The organism is Halomonas sp. TH-94 (genome assembly GCF_057473365.1).
On sequence record NZ_JBYCKL010000113.1, the window covers coordinates 1 to 18,799 of the forward strand.

Here is an 18,799-nt window from a genome sequence, read left to right on the forward strand (position 1 = left end):
ATCGATAAAGCAACCTCTATCGCAACCGGAAGATGGCGTCCCATAGGGGGTTCGAACCCCTGTTCCCGCCGTGAAAGGGCGGTGTCCTAGACCACTAGACGAATGGGACGCAACTGGAGCGGGAAAGGAGATTCGAACTCCCGACCCTCGCCTTGGCAAGGCGATGCTCTACCACTGAGCTATTCCCGCACTCCGGTACCTGTTGAAACCTGTTGCAAACGAGTGGCGTCCCATAGGGGGTTCGAACCCCTGTTCCCGCCGTGAAAGGGCGGTGTCCTAGACCACTAGACGAATGGGACGCAGCCGTCTCGCTCTTGCCTCAACGAGGTGGCGCGAATGTTACTCAAGGGCTCCGGGGCTGTCAACTGTCGGCCTCGGTTGGCCGAAAAGAGGGAAAGCAGCCAAGCTTTACTGTGTCCGATCGAGTCGTAACAGCAGGAGAGAGGTCATGCGCAAGAAGATCGTCAAGAGCGATGCCGAGTGGCAAGCCGAGCTAACGCCGGAGCAATACCGTGTAACGCGCCAGCAGGGTACCGAACGACCCTTTTCGGGCGACTATCAGGTAACCGACGAGCACGGCATCTACCACTGCGTCTGCTGTAACGCCCCGCTGTTCGAGAATGAGCACAAGTTCGAAGCCGGTTGCGGCTGGCCCAGCTTCGACCGCCCCCTGGGCCAATCTGCCGTCGAGGAGCGCTTCGACGACACCCATGGCATGCGCCGAACCGAGGTGGTTTGTGCTCACTGCGATGCGCATCTGGGCCATGTATTTCCCGATGGCCCACCCCAGACCACCGGCCTGCGCTATTGCATCAACTCGGTGGCCATTGCCTTCCACCCCGGCGAATAACCCTTCTGGCCAGGCGAGGCCGCCCTTCTGCTATGATGGGCGGCCTCGTACGGTTTGCAGGAGTGACCATGCTCGGCTGGTATCCGGGACACATGAACAAGGCGCGCCGCCAGATCCAGGAAGCGCTGCCGGAGATAGACGTGGCAATCGAGGTGCTCGACGCCCGTCTCCCCTACTCCAGTGCCAACCCCATGCTGGCCGGTCTGACCCGTCACAAGCCGGTGCTCAAGATTCTCTCACGCGCAGACCTGGCCGACCCGGAGCGTACCCGCGAGTGGGTCGCGCACTTCGACTCGCTGCCCGACACCCGGGCGCTGGCCGTGACCACCACCAATGCCCGCGAGCTCAAGCGCATTCCCAAGCTGTGCCATGAGCTGGCAGGTCAGATACGTGCCGACCGCGACGTGCGGGTGATGATCATGGGCATTCCCAACGTCGGCAAGTCGACGCTGATCAATGGGCTGGCCGGCAAGGCCATTGCCAAGACCGGCAACGAGCCGGCGGTAACCAAGCGCCAGCAAAAAGTGCGCATTCAGGGCCGAGTGGCTCTGATCGATACCCCCGGGGTGCTGTGGCCGAAGATCGAAGATCAGGCCAGCGCCTATCGCCTGGCCGCCTCTGGCGCTATCCGCGACACCGCCATCGACTATGTCGACGTGGCCGTTGTCACCGCAGCCGAGCTGGCTCGCCGCTACCCCGAAGCGCTCAAGGCGCGTTACAAGCTGACGGCTCTGCCGCCCTACGCGCCCAACCCCCAGGCGGAACAGGTCGAGGCCGATGGCCCCCGGCGCATCGATCTGCTCGCTCTCGCCGGCTTCGACGGCCATGCGATTCTCGCTGACATTGCCAGCCGCCGCGGTGGCCTGAGGCCAGGTGGCGAGATCGACCTGCACCGCGGCGCCGAGGTGCTGCTGCACGAACTGCGCGACGGCAAGCTGGGCCGCCTGACACTGGAAACACCCGCTGACATACCGCTGCCGGAGGCCGTAGAAGAGAGTGCCGACGAAGCGGCGATCAACGATAGCGGCAGCGCCGACAACCCCGCATAATCACTGAGCTCCGGCAGCGCACTGACCGGAGCCATCGGACACCACTGGAATCTCGGACACCTCAATGGACACGCCCTCCCTGTTCAGGAAATCGCACAAGCTTGACAACGTCTGCTACGACATCCGCGGCCCCGTGCTCGAGCACGCCAAGCGGCTGGAAGACGAAGGCCAGCGCATCCTCAAGCTCAACATCGGCAACCCCGCACCGTTCGGCTTCGAGGCTCCGGAAGAGATCCTTCAGGACGTGATGCGCAACCTGCCGACTGCCCAGGGCTACTGCGATTCCAAGGGACTCTATTCGGCGCGCAAGGCGATCATGCAGGAGTGTCAGCGCAAGCTCATACCCAATGTCGGCATCGAGGACATCTTCATCGGCAATGGCGTGTCCGAGCTTATCGTGATGGCGCTGCAGGCACTGCTCAATGACGGTGACGAGGTGTTGATTCCCGCTCCCGACTACCCGCTGTGGACCGCCGCCGCTCATCTGTCAGGCGGTCATGCAGTGCACTATCGCTGCGACGAACAGGCCGACTGGGCGCCGGACATCGCCGATGTGCGCGCCAAGGTCACCAGCCATACTCGCGCTATCGTGATCATCAACCCCAACAACCCCACTGGGGCGGTCTATCCTCCCGCGGTGGTGCGCGAGCTGCTGGCCATCGCTCGCGAGCACGACCTGGTAGTCTTCTCCGACGAGATCTACGACAAGATCCTCTATGACGGCACCGAACACGTCTCTACCGGGGCGTTGGCCGACGAGGACCAGCTGGTGGTGACCCTGAACGGGCTATCGAAGAGCTATCGCTGTGCCGGCTTTCGCTCGGGTTGGATGATTCTCTCCGGCAGCGTGGCCATGCAGCGCTCGCAGGATTACATCCAGGGCCTCAACATGCTGGCCTCGATGCGCCTTTGCGCCAACGTGCCGGCCCAGCATGCCATTCAGACGGCGCTCGGCGGCTATCAGTCGATCAACGATCTGATCCTGCCCGGCGGGCGGCTGCTGGCGCAGCGCGACATCACCTATGAAAAGCTCAACGCCATTCCCGGCGTTAGCTGCACCAAGGCCAAGGGCGCACTCTACGCCTTCCCCCGACTCGATCCCAAGGTGTATCCGATACAAGACGATCAGAAGCTGGTGCTCGACCTGCTGCTGCAGGAGAAGATCCTGCTGGTGCAGGGCACCGCCTTCAACTGGCCCGAACCGGACCACGTCCGCATCGTCACCCTGCCCTGGGCCGATCAGCTCGGCGACGCCCTGGATCGCTTCGCCCGCTTCCTGTCGCGCTACCGTCAATAGCCGCAGCCAAGGCCTGGATTTTCGGCTCGGACTTGAAACCTCCGTTAACCGGCCGTATCTAATCAACAGATTTTATGGGCCGCCCCGGCGCGGCCCTCACTTCCTCGATATGACCGGAGATTCCGAACGATGATGAGAATTCTGCTCTTCCTGGGCACCAACCTGGCGGTGATTCTCGTCGCCAGCATTACGTTGAGACTGCTGGGGGTAGAGGGCTACCTGCGCGGCGAAGGCTTCAACTTCAATGCCTTGCTGATCTTCTGTTTCATCGTCGGCATGGCCGGTTCGATGATCTCGCTGTTCCTGTCGAAGTGGATGGCCAAACGCGGAACCGGCACGGTGATCATTACCCAGCCAAGCAACTCCACCGAACAGTGGCTGCTCGATACCGTCGAGGAGCTGTCTCGACAAGCCGGCATCAAGACGCCGGAAGTGGGCATCTTCCCGGCACAGCAGTCCAACGCCTTCGCCACCGGCTGGAACAAGAACGACGCCCTGGTGGCGGTATCCGCCGGGCTGCTCAACCGCATGCGTCCTGAAGAGGTGCGCGCGGTGTTGGCCCATGAGATCGGTCACGTGGCCAACGGTGACATGGTCACCCTGGCGCTGATCCAGGGCGTGGTCAACACCTTCGTCATGTTCTTCGCCCGTGCCGTGGCACACCTGGTGGACAACTTCCTGCGCTCGCGCAGCGACGGCGGCGGCCTGGGTTTCATGGGCTACTTCGCAGTGGTGATCGTCGCCGAAATCGTGTTCGGACTGATCGCCTCGGCCATCGTTGCCTGGTTCTCGCGCTTCCGCGAATATCGCGCCGATGCGGCAGGCGCGCAGCTGGCCGGCACCGGTGCCATGATCAATGCACTCGCACGGCTCAAGGCCGAGAGCGACATGCCCAACCAGATGCCGGAAACCCTGACCGCATTCGGTATCAATGCCGGTCAGACGCGCAAGATCATGGAACGGCTTTTTGCCAGTCACCCGCCGCTGGACGACCGTATCCGGGCCTTGAAGGAAGCCGCCTACCGGTAAAGCCGGCAGGCTTTAAACCGGAAGGGTCCGTCACAGCGACGGACCCTTCTTCGTTTGGTCGGAACCGTCACACAAGGGTCAGCCCCGCAGCTTTAAGCCAAGCGGCATGGGTCGCAGCCTGGTCCTTCAGCTCGACCGCAAGGGTAGAGATCTCGCGACGCAGCGGGTAGTGGGCACGACAGGCGTCGAAGCCGGGCATCATGCCGAGCCGGCGACTTTCACGCAGCAGGCTGTCGTGATCACGACGCACGTCGTACACCGCGCGCAGGCAGAGCCGCAGTGCCTCCTCTGCATCTAGCCCCCCCTCGAGCGTCAAACGCGAGACGGCAGGCTCCGGCAGCAGGTCGCCGAGGGCAAGACGCACCGGCAAACCGAAGTAGCGACACACAGCGGTGTAGATCTGATGGGTGCCGCGCAGCTTGCCATCGAGGCTATGGCCGGCGATGTGAGGGGTGGCGATGGCAGCCAGGTCACGTAGAGCAGGGTCGATGCCAGGCTCACCCTCCCACACGTCGAGTATCGCGGTGATATCGCCGGAACCGGACAGGCGCTGGCGCAGCGCACTTCCGTCCACACAGTCGCCGCGGCCGGCATTGAGCAGCAGTGTGTTCGGTGCCAGCTCGGCAATGCGTTGGGCATTGAGCAGATGGCGGGTGGCATGAGGGCCTTCGCGCACCAACGGCGTGTGCAGGCAGATCACGTCGCATTCATCGATAAGGGTATCGAGATCGACGAAACCCTCGCCGCCCTCGCGCTGTGCTCGGGGTGGATCGCAGGCCAGGGTGGCGATGCCCATCGCCGCAAGTCGCGCCCAGAGCCTGCCGCCCACGTTGCCCGCTCCAACGATCCCCACGCGCCGCTCCGGCAGCCTCCAGCCCTGACGCTCGGCCAGGGTGAGCAGGCTACTCAGAACGTAGTCGACCACCGCCTCGGCGTTGCAGCCCGGCGCACTGGCGAAGCCGATACCATGGTGCGCCAGGGCCGCCTGGTCGACATGATCGGTGCCGATGGTGCAAGTCCCAACAAAGCGCAACCTCGAACCCTGCGCCATGGCAGTATCGATGGTCGCCGCATCGAGCCGAGTGATGGAACGAATCACCAACACATCGACGTCTTGCAGCGAAGACGTGTCAATTTCACGTCCGGGCATCCTTACCAGCTCGCCCAGCGGGCCGAAGCAGGCCTCGGCACCGGGCACGTTGTCATCGACGAGAATCCTCACGTTCCCTCTCTCCCGCTCCCTTTCATGACAAAAACGACAGACACGCCTTGTGCCATCGACATTAGCCCTTACAATACCGCACGAACCCTTCGCGCTGCCTCCCGGCAGCGCCTCTATGCTAGTGGAGCCCTCGTGATCGTCCGCTGGGAAAGTGACCACGATTACGTCCTGGTGCATATTCATCAGGACATGTTCGGCGACTGGATTTTCAGCCGCGCCTGGGGGCAGATCGGCACCCAGTTCGGCGGTCTCAGGCACATGCTCGCCGACGATCGCGACCAGGCCATGATGTGGCTCGCCGACGAGACCACCATCCAGGCTGCCCGGGGCTTGCGCAAGGTGCTCGAGGTCGAGGCCGAAAGTGCCGAGGGGCAAGCAGCGGTGCGCCAGCTCTCGCTACTGGATTTGCTATAGCGCTTCCCGGTTCACCGCTTTGTCATCGATCCAGTGCTGCAGAAGCCCCTGCAGCTCTTCGCTGACTTCGGCTACCTGCCGAGTGCGCTGCTTCATACCTTCCCTGCTTTCGCCCTGCTTGAGTTCCACCGCCTCGCGTGCCAGACGGTCATAAGTGGCGTGCAGTCTGGCAATTTGTCCCATGGGTGAGCCTAGTTGGCCCGGGCCGCGTTCCAGCGTAGACAGCCACTGCCCCAGGCGGCACTTGGCGCAATTCGACTCAGGTGGTTCATTGCGCTCGCCCCTCAGATAGTGCAGTAAAGCTGCCGCACAAGAGCGGTGATCGACCATGGCGTAGATCGCCCGCAGCTCCTCCGGCTGGGCACGCTGGCGTTGCCTCCAGGAAGGATCGGGCCGCCATGACTCGAGCCACCCCGGAATCGACTCGGCCGGCATGGGGCGGGCAATGGCGTAACCCTGCCCCAGCTGATAGCCCATCGCCAACAGCAGACGCCCGTGCAGCAGGGTTTCCACTCCCTCGGCGATGATGTCGCGGCGAAACGCGACGGCCAGGCCGAGCACACCCTCGAGAATCGTCAGGTCTTCCGGATCCTCGAGCATGTCGCGTACGAAGCTGCGATCGACCTTGAGCACGCTTGCAGGCAGGTGGCGAAGATAGGTCAGCGATGAATAGCCAGTGCCGAAATCGTCGAGGGCGAACTCGACGCCAAACGCCCTGCATGCCTTCATCAGGCAGGTGACGTGGGCTACATCGCTCAGCGCACTGGTTTCGAGTACTTCCAGAACGAGATCGCCAGGCGTCACGCTCGGGTGACGTTCGATCTCAGCACGCAGGTGTTCGACGAAGCCGACCTGCTGGAAATGCAGAGCGTCGATATTGACGCTGACCGGCATGCGGATGCCGGCGGCCACCCAAGTCTCGAATTGAGCCAGAGCCCGCGCCAGCACCCACTCGCCCAGATCGACGGCCAGAGGATGCTGCTGGATGACCGGGAGGAAGGCCGCTGGCGCCAACAACCCCCGCTCGGGATGCTGCCAGCGAATGAGCGCCTCCACCCCTATCACCTCACCGGTGGCCATGTTGACCTTGGGCTGATAGTGGAGAAGGAACTCTTCGTTGAGCAGAGCATCGCGCATGCGCTCGACGCTTTCATGGTGGCCTCGTACCGCCCGATCGTGCTCGGCATCGAAAACGTGAAAGCGATTCTTGCCCGCCTGCTTGGCCTGATACATGGCCTGATCGGCTTGTCGAACGAGCTGCTCGGGCTCGATGTCATCATCGGGATCGTAGTGGACCACCCCGATACTGCCCGACACGAACAGGCGATTTCCTTCGATATCGATCGGCTCGGCGATATGGGCCAACAGGCGGGCGATCAGCCCATTGACTCTGGAGACGTCGCTCTGCTCGGGCAGCACCAGTATGAACTCATCGCCACCGAAGCGAGCAACCGTATCGGCCTCGCGCAGAGCCGAGGTCAGACGTTCGGCGACGGTAACGAGCACGCGGTCGCCAAACGCGTGGCCGAGCCGATCGTTTATCTCCTTGAAACCATCCAGATCGATATAAGCCAGCGCTACCTTACAGCCGCTTCGCCGCGCCGTCAGCATGGCCTGGCGCAATCTGTCGGACAGCAGGATGCGATTGGGAAGCCCCGTCAGGCCGTCGTAGAAGGCCAGGTTCTGGAGCTGTTGCTCGTACTCCTTCTGACGACTGATATCGGTGAATATTCCTACGAAGTGGGAGACTTGCCCCTGCCTCCCGCTCACTTTCGAAATGGTCAGGAGTTCCGGGAAGATTTCACCGTTCTTGCGCCGGTTCCATATCTCTCCCTCCCAAGCCCCCTGTTCCAGCAGCTCTTTCCAGAGCATTCGATAAAAGGCATCGCCCTGTTGCCCCGACTGTAAGAAACGCGGATTCTTGCCCAGTACTTCATCGCGGCGATAGCCCGTTATCCGCGTAAAGGCATCGTTGGTATCGAGAATGTCACCCCGGGCATCGGTGATGACGATCCCCTCCCTGGCGTGCCGGAAAACGCTGGCAGCCAGCTCGAGCTGCGCCGTCTTGCGCCCCACCAGCTGCCGAAGCCTGACGTTCCAGGCCACGACCCAAACAAGCAGTAGCGCCAGCCCAGCGGCATAGTGCCAGTAATCGCGCCAGTCGAACTCGGCCCCCGGCAACGCGGCCCCTATCCACTTCTCCTGCAGGCGATCCAGCGTGCCGCTGTTGCGGGCATACTCCACTCCCTTGTTCAGGATCGACTGGAGCAGAAGATTTCCCTCCACCACCGCCATGGCGTTGCGACCCACATACAGCGGCTCGCCCACCCGCTTCATGAGTCCGTACAAACCGCTGCTGTAGAGGTAATACAGCACGATCTGCTCGTCGCCGACCATGGCATCGGCACGGCCATCCAGAACTGCCTGTGCCGCACTCGCAAAATCATCGGTCTGGATCAGCTCGAGACGGAGGTCCAGGCTGGCCAGATACTCCTTGGCATAGTCGCCACGCTGGGTGGCCACCCGCTTGCCGTCGAGATCCGATACCAACGCAATGTCGGGCCGCTGCGCGGCAACGAAGATCGCAGCGGGCACCTCGAAAACCGTCTGGGTGAAATCGAATTCCCGGTCCCGAGCCTCACTGTAAAAGAAGCTGGTCAGGACGTGGGCCTCGCCGTTTAGGACCTGTTGCTGGGCCTGCTGGAAGACAGTATCGGTGAATTGGGCATGGAAGCCGGCTTCGGTGGCGATCCACTGGGCCAGCTCCACCATCATGCCGCGACGCTGCTGGTTGGCATCGATGAACTCGAAAGGCGGATAGCGCGTCTGGCTGACGAAGACGATGGGTTCGTTGTCCCGCAGGAAGTGGCGTTCCTCCTCGGTCAGTAGGATTCCCCCGTTATCGCCAGCGCCTGACACCGTGCCGGCCAATGCCAGCAGAATGCCGCCCAGAGCGATGCGCTGCCACCGCCTGCGTTGCGGTGCATTCATCCCCACCCCCCTGCGCTATAGAGCCCATGCCTCTTGATTGTTACCAATGAGGCCGAATGACACCACCATGAAACGAAATGCTGGTGTCCGGTGGGTCAACGTAACAGCTTCATTTCAAGTAACGCCGCCCGGATGATCGCACCCCGGCATCATTCGGGCTCTCTTCGGTGCCGTGGGGCTCGCGCCCCTCCGCTTGCAGCTGCTGCCAGGCGATGGGGTCGAGACGCTTGCGCTCAGCCAGCCAGTTCGCCAGCCGCGCTGGCTCGAACCCCATGTCGAGTTCGCTCCCCGCCTCGTCCACGAGTACCGGGATACGTACGCCGTATCGCGCCATCAGCACCTCGTCTTCACTGATCTCGACCTTGTTCAGCCGATACTCACCGCGGTGCAGCGCTGCCAAGAGCGCCTCGAGACGTTCACAAAGGTGGCAGCCCAGCGTGGTGTACAAGGTAAGTGCCGTCATGACACCCCACCCTGGCGAGACACTGCTGTCACTACCCTATCGGCACGGGGTCGCGAAACTGAAGGGTATACGAAAGCTGTCATGTCCTCTCCCGGTGCCGGATCAGAAACACATGATGAATATCGGGTCGGCGAGCGAAGTCCGGATCGAAGGTGCGCGACGAGATGTCCGATACGTCGAATCGGTCGGCCAGGCCGGTGGCGAGTTGAAAGCGGCGCTGATTGTTGGAAAACACCAAGGTGCCTTCAGGCGCCAGACGTGCCATGGCCAGCGACACCAGGCGCTCATGGTCACGCTGAACGTCCAGGGTCCCCTCCATCTTCTTGGAATTGGAAAACGTCGGCGGGTCGAGGAAGATCAGATCGAACTCGGTCCCTGCCGTTTCCAGCCAGCGCAGGCAGTCGTCACGCACCACCCGGTGACGCGCCGGATCGAGCCCATTGAGAGCGAAGTTGTCCCGTGCCCACTCAAGGTAGGTGTTGGAGAGATCGACGCTGACGCTATCGGTGGCACCGGCTGCCGATTCGGTACCGAGCGCCGCCTGCACCGTGGCCGCTGCGGTGTAGCAGAACAGATTGAGGAAGCGCTTGCCCTCCGCCATCTGGCCCAACATTCGCCGCACCGGCCGGTGATCGAGAAACAAGCCGGTATCGAGGTAATCGCGCAGATTGACCCATAGCCTGGCGCGCCCCTCGCGAACCTGGAAGCGCTCTCCGGTAGCGGCCTGCTTGCGGTACTGCGCCTTGCCGCTCTGCTTCTCGCGCCGCTTGATCACCACCTGACCGGGGTCCACCTCGAGGACCTCGGGGATGACCTGCAGCGCGTCGAACAGCCGCTTCTGAGCCTGAGCGGGGTTCACCGAGCGCGGTGGCGCATACTCCTGCACGTGAATACGGCCGTCGTAGATGTCCACCGCCAGGGCGTACTCCGGCATATCGGCATCGTAGAGCCGATAGCAGGTCTCACCCGACTGCTTGAGCCACTTCTTGAGCCGCTTGCGATTCTTTTCCAAGCGGTTGGCGAACATCTGCGCCCCTTCACTGCGTGGTGCGCTATCCGCCGCTGCTGCTTCAGTTCCACCCTGCCCTTCCTGCTCGAGAGGTACGTCCATCAGCAGGAGTCGGGCTTCGAGCGGGCCGTTCTTCAGCGAATACTGCTTGTCGGCGCGCAGTCCGATACGATGCCCGAGGTCGGGATTGGCGGTAAAAACGGCCAGACGCCAGCCGGGAAACGCACGACGCACGCCCTCGCCAAGGTCCCGGTAGAGCGTGACCAATTCGGGCAGCTCGCCCAACCGTTCGCCATAAGGGGGGTTGGTGACGATCAGGCCGCGCGCATCTACTTCCAATCCCTCCGGGCGCTGGAGCTGGCCGAGCGATGCCCCCTGAAAATCGACGAGGGCTGGAATCCCCGCTCGCATGGCGTTGGACTTTGCCGCTGCCAGCGCCGGGGGGCTCTGATCGAAGCCATACAGGCGATTGCGGCAGCGCTTGCGGCCGATGCTGGCACGCGCTTCGGCCTCACGCTTGAGTTCGGCCCACAGCGTTTCATCGTGCTGAGCCCAACCGTGGAAACCAAAGCGTATACGGTTGAGATTGGGTGCCATGTCGGCTGCCATCAGCGCGGCCTCGATCAGCAACGTACCGGCACCGCACAGCGGATCGACCAGCGGCGCACCGTCGCGCAGCCGCTGCGGCCAGCCGGCTCGGATCAGCAAGGCTGCCGCCAGATTCTCCTTGAGCGGGGCATGGCCCACGTCCCGCCTATAGCCGCGCCGATGCAGGCTTTCACCGGAAAGATCGAGGCCTAAGGTGAAGCGTCCACGATGCAGGTGGGCGTACAGCCGCAGATCGGGATTTTGCAAGTCGACGCCAGGCCGCGGCAGACCCCGCGCCTGCAGGGCATCCACCACTCCATCCTTGACGGTCTGGGCACCGAAGCGAGTATGACGAATCTGCTCGCTGCGACCATGAAAATCCACCGCCAAGGTGGCATCGGGACGCAAATGTCGCGGCCAATCCACCCCGCCGACAGCCCGATGCAGCTCCTCGGGAGTTTCGACCCCCTCTTCACGCAGTAGGCAAAGCACGATGCGGTTAGCCAGTCGCGACCACAGGCAGGCACGATAGGCACCCGCCAGATCGGCGTGGAAATGGACGCCGGCCACCGTCGTTCTGTCGACCTCGGCCCCCAGCGTACGGAGCTCGTCGGCCAGCAACTCTTCCAGCCCCTTGGGGCAGGTGGCGAGAAAGGCGCGTGTTTCGCGTTGCATTAGCTCACTCATGCTGTGTTCCCGCCCCCTTCGGCCGGGCATATTCCTTTCGTTACAAATTTGTCTCGATCTTATGACGAAACATAGGTCGACAATGGCCCCCATGATGGGCTAAGAGTAGACATGGTAGCTACTGTAAAGACGCATGTGTTCACTCAGCGGGGCATCAGCCTCGCATGACCTCGCTCTGCCGTCGTTAAGGGACTGAGTAACGGCTTGGCGAATAGTGGAACGCCGGGGCGTGCATGTCGCGCGTCCCAAATTGGTACCTTTACAAGAGGTCATCCGATGAAAAGACAGAAACGTGATCGCTTCCAACGCGCCTACCTCCATGGCTACAAAGCCGGAATTTCCGGGCGCTCCCGCGACGACTGTCCCAGTCAGGATGTCAACATACGTGAATACTGGATGAGTGGTTGGCGTGAAGGTCGAGGCGACCAATGGGCCGGAATGACCGGCGTCTCCGGCATTCACAAGAATCCCATGGTGCTGTAACCCTCTTTCTCACTCACCCTTCGTCCCATCGCTACCACGTGGCGTAAAAGACAGGAGCTAAGCCCGTGCCATGCACGGGCTTTATTCGTTCTTGGCTGCCGCTACCGCCTTGAGATCCCGTGCGCACTCTCCCACCAACGCGGGGCCACGGTAGATGAAGCCGGAGTAGAGTTGCACCAGGTCGGCGCCAGCCTCTACCTTGGCCACTGCCGCATCTCCGCTGTCGATGCCGCCCACGCCGATGATAGGCAGTTTGGGAAGCTCGCGGCGAAGCGCCTGGATCACTCGATTGGAGGCCTCGAAGACTGGACGCCCCGAGAGCCCGCCCTGTTCTTCCGCATGGGGCAATCCGGCCACCGCCTCTCGTGAGACCGTGGTATTGGTGGCAATCACCGCATCGATCTCGCTGCGTGCAATGCTCTCGGCCACCAGGCCCACTTCTTCGACACTCATGTCAGGAGCGATCTTGACCGCCAGAGGTACACGTCGACCCGACGCCTGGTCCAAACGGTGACCCGCCTCCCGCAAGGTCCCCAGCAGCCTGTCCAATTGCTCTCCGAACTGCAGGTTACGCAGCCCTGGCGTATTGGGTGAGGAGACGTTGACCGTCACGTAGTGAGCGTGTGCGTGGACCTTCTCCAGGCAGATCAGATAGTCGTCCACGGCACGCTCCACCGGCGTGGTGAGATTCTTGCCGATATTGATGCCGATCACGCCCTCGTAGCGTGCCGCCTTGACCCGCGCCACCAGATGGTCGACTCCGGCGTTGTTGAACCCCATGCGATTGATGATCGCGCCACGCTCAGGCAGACGAAACAGCCGTGGCCTGGGGTTGCCCTCCTGCGGCTTGGGCGTCACGGTGCCTACCTCGACGAAGCCGAAGCCAAGCGCGCCCAGTGCATCGAGATGGTCGGCGTTCTTGTCCAGCCCGGCAGCCAGTCCGACCCGGTTGGGGAAGCGCAGCCCCATCAGCTCCACCGGATCGTCGATGCGTTCCCCAGCCATGAGCCCCACCAGTTTCATGCGATGGGCTACGTCCAGCGCGGAGAGCGCGCGGCCATGGGCGGTTTCCGCATCGAGACGAAACAGGAACGATCGGGCAAGCGCGTACATGGCAACTCCTGGCAGGGCGATTGACGATGGCGAGTGACGAAGCGGGCGGATTATAACAGCGCCACCGGCTCAAAACGACGAACCCCGCCATAGGCGGGGTTCATGGGGTGTCGACGAATTGCCCGGGTCGATCAAGCTTCGCCGTTGCTTTCGGCCAGGTCGACCAGCTCCCGGACAGCCACGGCAAAGAGCGGGAAGCTCGCCTGGCTGCCGCCTCTTACCTCGGCGATCAACCGACACCAGCGCTCATGCAGCGAGGCGTGCATGGCCAACCAGTTATCGACACGTTCATCGGGCTCGCGGCCATCCTCGGTCTTGAGCACGCTGACGGTAAGTGCCAACTGCTGGCGGTCGATGTCGTCTCGGAAGGTCTCACGCGCCTGAGCCTGCCAGCTGTCTCGAACATCGAGATTGCTGACCTGCTGGATCATCCAGGGCAGCTCGAGACGGTTGCCTATCTCGAAGAAAACTTCCGCGACACGCTGCGGCTTTTCGTCGGCCTGGCGGGCCGCCTGGATGATGCCCAGCGCACCGTACAAGATTCCCGAGGCCGCTACGGTGGCCGCCAGCTCCTCGGGCACGCCGGCCTCGAGCAGCTCGGCGCGCTTGTGCTCCCAGCGCTCACGCTCCTCACCGCGCAGCAGCTCGCCGATGCTTTCCTGGAGCTGAGCGACACGCGGCGCGAAGTACTCGATGGCGTCGCGGGTGGAAAGGCCCAACCGCTGACGCAGGAACCAGCGGGTGGTACGGCGCATGAGACGCATCAGGTCGACCATCATGCCGTACTGCACATGACTCGGGATCTGGTTGTCCAACGCCTCGATACGCTCCCACAGGCTCGCGAGCTGGAAACTGTCGCGGGAGATGACATAGGCGCGGGCAATGTCGGCCGGGCTGGCGCCGGTCGAGTCGGTCAACAGGCGTACGAAGACGATGCCCATGTGATCGACCAGATCGTTGGCCACCTGGGTGGTGACGATTTCACGCTTGAGCCGATGATCGTACATCTCGTCGCCGAAGCGCTCGGCGAGCACTCGCGGGAAGATGCGCTCGACGTACTGCTGGATATAAGGGTCGTCCGGCACATCGGAAGCCAGCACATGGCCCTTGAGCACGCTCTTGGCGTAGGAGATGAGTACGGAGAGCTCCGGGTGGGTCATGCCCTGGTCACTGCCGGCACGCTCCTGGAGCTCCTCGTCCGAAGGGAGAAACTCGAGCTCGCGGTCGAGCTGGCCGGCAGTTTCCAGTTCGCTGATGAAGCGCCGATAGATGTCGATGCCATGGCGCGAGAGAATCTGGGAAAGATCCAGCGCCTGGGTCTGACGATAGTTGTCGAGGATGACCAGGTCGGCCACCTCTTCTGTCATGTCGGCCAACAGCTGGTTGCGCTGCTTCTCGGTCATGTCGCCGCGCTTGACCACCTCGTCGATGAGGATCTTGATGTTGACCTCATGGTCGGAGCAATTCACGCCGCCGGCGTTGTCGATGAAGTCGGTGTTGACCAGCACCCCCCTGGCCGCCGCCTCCATGCGTCCACGCTGGGTCAGGCCCAGGTTGCCGCCTTCGCCGACCACGCGGCAATTGAGTTCGCGCCCGTCGATACGCAGTGCGTCGTTGGCCTTGTCGCCGACCATGGCGTCGGTTTCACCGCTTGCCTTGACGTAGGTACCGATGCCGCCGTTCCACAACAGGTCGACGTGAGACTTGAGCATGGCCTGTATCAGGTCGTTGGGTGAAAGACGGTCTTCCACGATACCGAAGACCTCCTTCATTTGCGGCGTGATGGCGATCGACTTGGCGCTGCGCTTGAACACGCCGCCGCCTTCGGAGATCAGCGAGGCATCGAAATCCTCCCAGCTCGAGCGCGGCAGCGCGAACAAACGCTGGCGCTCGACAAAGGTAGCCGCCGCATCGGGTTGCGGGTCGATGAAGACATGCAGGTGGTTGAAGGCACCGACCAGGCGGATCTTGTCGGAGAGCAGCATGCCGTTGCCGAACACGTCGCCGGCCATGTCGCCGATGCCCACCACGGTGAACTCCTCTTCCTGAGTATTCAGGCCGAGGTTGCGAAAGTGGCGCTTCACCGACTCCCAGGCGCCACGTGCGGTAATGCCCATCTTCTTGTGGTCGTAGCCGTTGGCCCCGCCCGAGGCAAAGGCATCGCCGAGCCAGTGGCCATATTCGAGGGAGATTTCGTTGGCGATATCGGAGAAGGTCGCGGTGCCCTTGTCGGCCGCCACCACCAGATAGGCGTCGTCATCGTCATGGCGTACCACACCCTTGGGCGGCACCACCTCGCCGCCGACCAGGTTGTCGGTCACATCCAGCAGCGCACGGATGAAGGTCTTGTAGCAGGCGATACCCTCTTGCTGGATCGCATCGCGATCGCCGCCCTCGGGCATGCGCTTGCAGACGAAGCCACCCTTGGCGCCCACCGGCACGATCACCGCGTTCTTGACCTGCTGCGCCTTGACCAGGCCCAGCACCTCGGTGCGGAAATCCTCGTGGCGATCCGACCAGCGCAAGCCCCCGCGGGCGACCTTGCCGCCGCGCAGGTGAACGCCCTCGATTCGCGGCGAGCAGACGAAGATCTCGTAGGCCGGGCGCGGCTTGGGCATGCCGGTGATCTGCTTGGGCTCCAGCTTGTAGGCGATGTAGTCCTTGAAGCTGCCATCGGCGTTGCGCTGGTAGTAGTTGGTGCGCAGCGTCGCCTGAATCATCTCCATGAAACGACGCAGCAGCTGATCGTCATTCAGGCTGGCCACCCCGTCGAGATGGCGATTGATACGCTCGATACAGGCTTCGATCTCGTCTTCGCCGGGCCGCCGGTCCGGGTCGAAACGCAGACGGAACAGCGTCACCAGCTCGCGAGTGATCTCAGGATAGTTGGTCAGCGCGGTGGCGATGTAGTCCTGGGACATACCGAAGCGGATCTGCTTCAAGTAGCGGGCATAGGCGCGCAGCATGGCCACTTCGCGCCAGTCCAGGTTGGCGGCGATCACCAGGCGATTGAAACCGTCGTTCTCGGCCTCGCCGACCCAGATACGCTTGAACGCCTCGATGAAGGGCTCGCGCATTTTCTGCAGGCTGACTTCAGTGGTGGTGTGATGCTCGAGATCGAAGTCGTGCAGCCAATAGCGCACGTCCGGCGTGACGATTTCATACGGGCGCTCGCCGATGACGCGCAGACCAAGGTTTTCCATGACCGGCAGTACATCGGAGAGAGGAATGGTGCGGTCCCGCTGGAACAACTTCAGATTGACGCCGCTGCCCTCTTCTTCCACCAGACGATAGAGGGTCAGTGCCAGCGGCTCGCCGGCATCCAGATCCGCCAGGTGCTGCAGGTCGAACACCGCCGTGCGGGAACCGAAGTCGTCGCGGTAGCTGGCCGGGAAGGCATCGCGGAAACCGTCCATCAAGCGATTGGCGCGCTCTTCACCGAAGCCTTCGACCAGCGCTTCGTGCAGTTCGTCGCGCCAACTGCGGGAGAGCTGCGCCACCTTGGCCTCGAGTCGCTTGAGGTTCACTTCACGGGGGCTGTCGCCGCGAAAGCGCAGGATGAACTGGATACGGGCGAGGATCGACTCGGAGAGATAGGTATTGAAGTCGCCAAAGGTGGCGTCGAGCTCCTCGCACAGCAGGTTCTGTATACGCAGGCGCAGGTCGGTGGAGAATACGTCACGCGGCACGAATACGAGGCATGAGTGGAAGCGCCCTGAGAAATCGGTGCGCACAAACAGACGCACGCGTCGCCGCTCGCGAATGTCGAGTATGCCAAGGGCCGTGCGGGCAAGCTCCTGGGTGTCGATCTGGAACAGGTCGTCACGGGGGTAGACTTCGAGGATCTGCAGCAGCTGCTTGCCGTTGTGACCCTTGGGATTGAATCCGGCAATGTCCATCACCGACTGAAGCTTGCGCCGCAGCAGCGGTATGTTGCGCGGTGTCTCGTTGTAGACACTCGAGGTGAACAGCCCGAGGAAACGATGCTCGCCGATCACCCGCCCCTGCTCATCGTAGCGATCGATGGAGATGTAGTCTGGGTAGGTAGGGCGATGCACGCGTGCGTGATGCGAGCTCTTGGCGAACGAGAGCAGCTGTGGCACCAGTACGAAACGGTTGTCCTCGATGCCCAGCTCGGTGCGGATGCGCTCCTGGTAGCGAGGCAGGTCCAGTCGAAAAACGCCGAGTTCGCTGCCGGACTCCTTGACCAGCCTGTCGCCGTCGGAGCCGGACTCGATGGTGAAGGCGTCATAGCCAAGGAAGGTGAAGTTGTCGCGTGCCAGCCACTCGAGGAAAGCAACGGCCTCCTCATGATCGCCGGGTTCGATCTGCTCGGGGCGCCCTGCCTTCAGTTCAGCGATCGCTGAACCGACGCGCTCGCTCATCGCTTCGTAGTCGCCAACGGCGATACGCACGTCGCCGAGCACCTCGTGCAGAGACTGCTCGATATCGGCCAGCACTTCAGGGTTGGAGTGGCGGTCGATCTCGATGGCAATCAGCGATTCGCGATGCTCCGGAGCGTCGGCATCGCGCGGTGAACCTACGCGCAGCAGGTTGTAAGTGCCGCTGCGTTCCACTGCGAGCACGGCGTTGTGGATGGCATGCACGGTGAGGCCGCGGCGGTTGAGCTCGATACGCACCGAGTCAACGAGAAAGGGCATGTCCTCATGCAGCACGGCGACGAAGGTGTGGGAGGACTGCCAACCGTGCTCCTCGAAGTCGGGGTTGAACACGCGCACCTTGGGCGAGGCATGATCGAAATTCTGGATGAAATGCCATACCGACAGTGTGGCCCCGTAGAGGTCGTCCAACCGACGGTCGGCGAGGTCCTCCAGCGGCACCGTGGCGTAGAAGTGACGCGCGAAGGCTTCCACCTCCTCGGCCCGCGCCTTCTCGAGTCGGCTATCCAGGCGTTCGCGCAGCTGCTTGAGTATTTCCTGCCGGCCAACTTCGATCGTCTCGTATTGCATCCCTCACCTCGGCTGCCTGGGGCCGTATCTCGGCCCTGGGAAAGAATCGGCGTGACCTGCGGCCACGTGTCGGGAAGCTTACTTCAGCGCTGCGCCACACCCTATCGACTTGCCAGCCTTCTCATGGTGCATGTCGCTTGTGCATCGGCACTGATCGTTACGCTACTTGACAAACACCGCTTCCTTCAGGTGCAAGGTCGTCAGATCTCCCTCTTCTCCAGCAGCACACCGCATTCACAGTGATGGGTCCAGGGGAACTGATCGAACAAGGCGAAACGGGCAATCCGATGAGTGCGGTTCAGCGACTCGAGGTTTTGCTCCAACGTATCCGGGTTGCATGAAATATAGACGACTCGCGAGTATTCGCTCAGTTGACGGCAGCTGGCCTCGTCTAGGCCGGCCCGCGGCGGGTCCACCAGCACGGTGGAGAAGCCGTAATCCTCAAGCGCCATTTCCTCGACTCGCCTGCCGCTCTTTTCGCCCTTGAGCGCAGCGGCGAACTCCTCCGCCGACATGCGCCCCACCACCGCGTTATCGATGCCGTTGGCCAGCAGGTTCTGTTGCGCACTGGCGACGGAGGTGCGTGAGATCTCGGTGGCCAGCACCCGGCGGAAATTCTCGGCCAGAGCCACGG

At 62.5% G+C, this 18,799-nt stretch carries 12 protein-coding genes, 3 tRNA genes and 1 pseudogene; 6 read left to right on the forward strand and 10 right to left on the reverse strand.

The features are described from left to right. Positions 1 to 33: 33 nt before the first annotated feature. From AC2VNO_RS19175 to AC2VNO_RS19185, 3 genes are all read right to left on the reverse strand, one after another. Positions 34 to 109 (reverse strand) — tRNA-Glu (locus tag AC2VNO_RS19175). Positions 110 to 114: 5 nt separating this feature from the next. Continuing rightward, positions 115 to 189 (reverse strand) — tRNA-Gly (locus AC2VNO_RS19180). Between the two features lie 34 nt (positions 190 to 223). Continuing rightward, a tRNA-Glu gene (locus AC2VNO_RS19185) sits at positions 224 to 299 on the reverse strand. A 149-nt stretch (positions 300 to 448) separates the two neighbouring features. On the opposite strand from AC2VNO_RS19185, the gene msrB reads away from it, so the two are divergent. From msrB to htpX, 4 genes are all read left to right on the forward strand, one after another. Continuing rightward, on the forward strand, positions 449 to 850 hold the full coding sequence (gene msrB / locus AC2VNO_RS19190) for a peptide-methionine (R)-S-oxide reductase MsrB (protein WP_228578373.1): 402 nt from the start codon (positions 449 to 451) through the stop codon (positions 848 to 850). Positions 851 to 918: 68 nt separating this feature from the next. Next, positions 919 to 1,899 (forward strand): ribosome biogenesis GTPase YlqF, encoded by a 981-nt coding sequence (gene ylqF / locus AC2VNO_RS19195; RefSeq protein ID WP_486935630.1) that lies wholly within the window; start codon positions 919 to 921, stop codon positions 1,897 to 1,899. Between the two features lie 64 nt (positions 1,900 to 1,963). Continuing rightward, positions 1,964 to 3,196, forward strand: a complete 1,233-nt coding sequence (locus AC2VNO_RS19200; RefSeq protein WP_228578369.1) for a pyridoxal phosphate-dependent aminotransferase — start codon at positions 1,964 to 1,966, stop codon at positions 3,194 to 3,196. Between the two features lie 129 nt (positions 3,197 to 3,325). After that, on the forward strand, positions 3,326 to 4,225 hold the full coding sequence (gene htpX, locus AC2VNO_RS19205; RefSeq protein WP_486935631.1) for a protease HtpX: 900 nt from the start codon (positions 3,326 to 3,328) through the stop codon (positions 4,223 to 4,225). 67 nt (positions 4,226 to 4,292) lie between these two features. On the opposite strand, the gene pdxB is transcribed toward htpX, so the two are convergent. Further along, on the reverse strand, positions 4,293 to 5,447 hold the full coding sequence (gene pdxB, locus AC2VNO_RS19210) for a 4-phosphoerythronate dehydrogenase PdxB (protein WP_486935632.1): 1,155 nt from the start codon (positions 5,445 to 5,447) through the stop codon (positions 4,293 to 4,295). A gap of 132 nt (positions 5,448 to 5,579) precedes the next feature. On the opposite strand from pdxB, the gene AC2VNO_RS19215 reads away from it, so the two are divergent. Further along, positions 5,580 to 5,861, forward strand: coding sequence for a hypothetical protein (locus AC2VNO_RS19215; protein ID WP_228578363.1), 282 nt, complete (start codon positions 5,580 to 5,582; stop codon positions 5,859 to 5,861). Here the strand turns inward: AC2VNO_RS19215 and AC2VNO_RS19220 are convergent. The 3 genes from AC2VNO_RS19220 to rlmKL form a co-directional block, all read right to left on the reverse strand. Continuing rightward, on the reverse strand, positions 5,856 to 8,852 hold the full coding sequence (locus AC2VNO_RS19220) for an EAL domain-containing protein (RefSeq protein WP_486935633.1): 2,997 nt from the start codon (positions 8,850 to 8,852) through the stop codon (positions 5,856 to 5,858). The two genes, AC2VNO_RS19215 and AC2VNO_RS19220, sit on opposite strands and share 6 nt — an antisense overlap. A 109-nt stretch (positions 8,853 to 8,961) precedes the next feature. Beyond that, on the reverse strand, positions 8,962 to 9,315 hold the full coding sequence (locus tag AC2VNO_RS19225; RefSeq protein WP_486935634.1) for a glutaredoxin family protein: 354 nt from the start codon (positions 9,313 to 9,315) through the stop codon (positions 8,962 to 8,964). Positions 9,316 to 9,394: 79 nt separating this feature from the next. Then, positions 9,395 to 11,599, reverse strand: a complete 2,205-nt coding sequence (gene rlmKL / locus AC2VNO_RS19230; RefSeq protein ID WP_486935635.1) for a bifunctional 23S rRNA (guanine(2069)-N(7))-methyltransferase RlmK/23S rRNA (guanine(2445)-N(2))-methyltransferase RlmL — start codon at positions 11,597 to 11,599, stop codon at positions 9,395 to 9,397. 276 nt (positions 11,600 to 11,875) lie between these two features. Here rlmKL and rmf point away from each other — a divergent pair, with 276 nt between their 5' ends. Beyond that, positions 11,876 to 12,082 carry a ribosome modulation factor gene (gene rmf / locus AC2VNO_RS19235; protein WP_043516906.1) on the forward strand — a complete coding sequence of 69 codons (207 nt, stop codon included), beginning with the start codon at positions 11,876 to 11,878 and terminating at the stop codon, positions 12,080 to 12,082. An 81-nt stretch (positions 12,083 to 12,163) separates the two neighbouring features. On the opposite strand, the gene AC2VNO_RS19240 is transcribed toward rmf, so the two are convergent. The 3 genes and pseudogenes from AC2VNO_RS19240 to AC2VNO_RS19250 form a co-directional block, all read right to left on the reverse strand. Then, positions 12,164 to 13,195, reverse strand: a complete 1,032-nt coding sequence (locus tag AC2VNO_RS19240) for a quinone-dependent dihydroorotate dehydrogenase (protein ID WP_486935636.1) — start codon at positions 13,193 to 13,195, stop codon at positions 12,164 to 12,166. 131 nt (positions 13,196 to 13,326) lie between these two features. Continuing rightward, the gene (locus AC2VNO_RS19245) at positions 13,327 to 18,165 is read right to left on the reverse strand and encodes an NAD-glutamate dehydrogenase (RefSeq protein WP_486935637.1); all 4,839 of its coding nucleotides are present in this window, start codon (positions 18,163 to 18,165) and stop codon (positions 13,327 to 13,329) included. 200 nt (positions 18,166 to 18,365) lie between these two features. Beyond that, a pseudogene (locus AC2VNO_RS19250) lies at positions 18,366 to 18,799 on the reverse strand (tRNA (uridine(54)-C5)-methyltransferase TrmA); the annotation flags it as partial.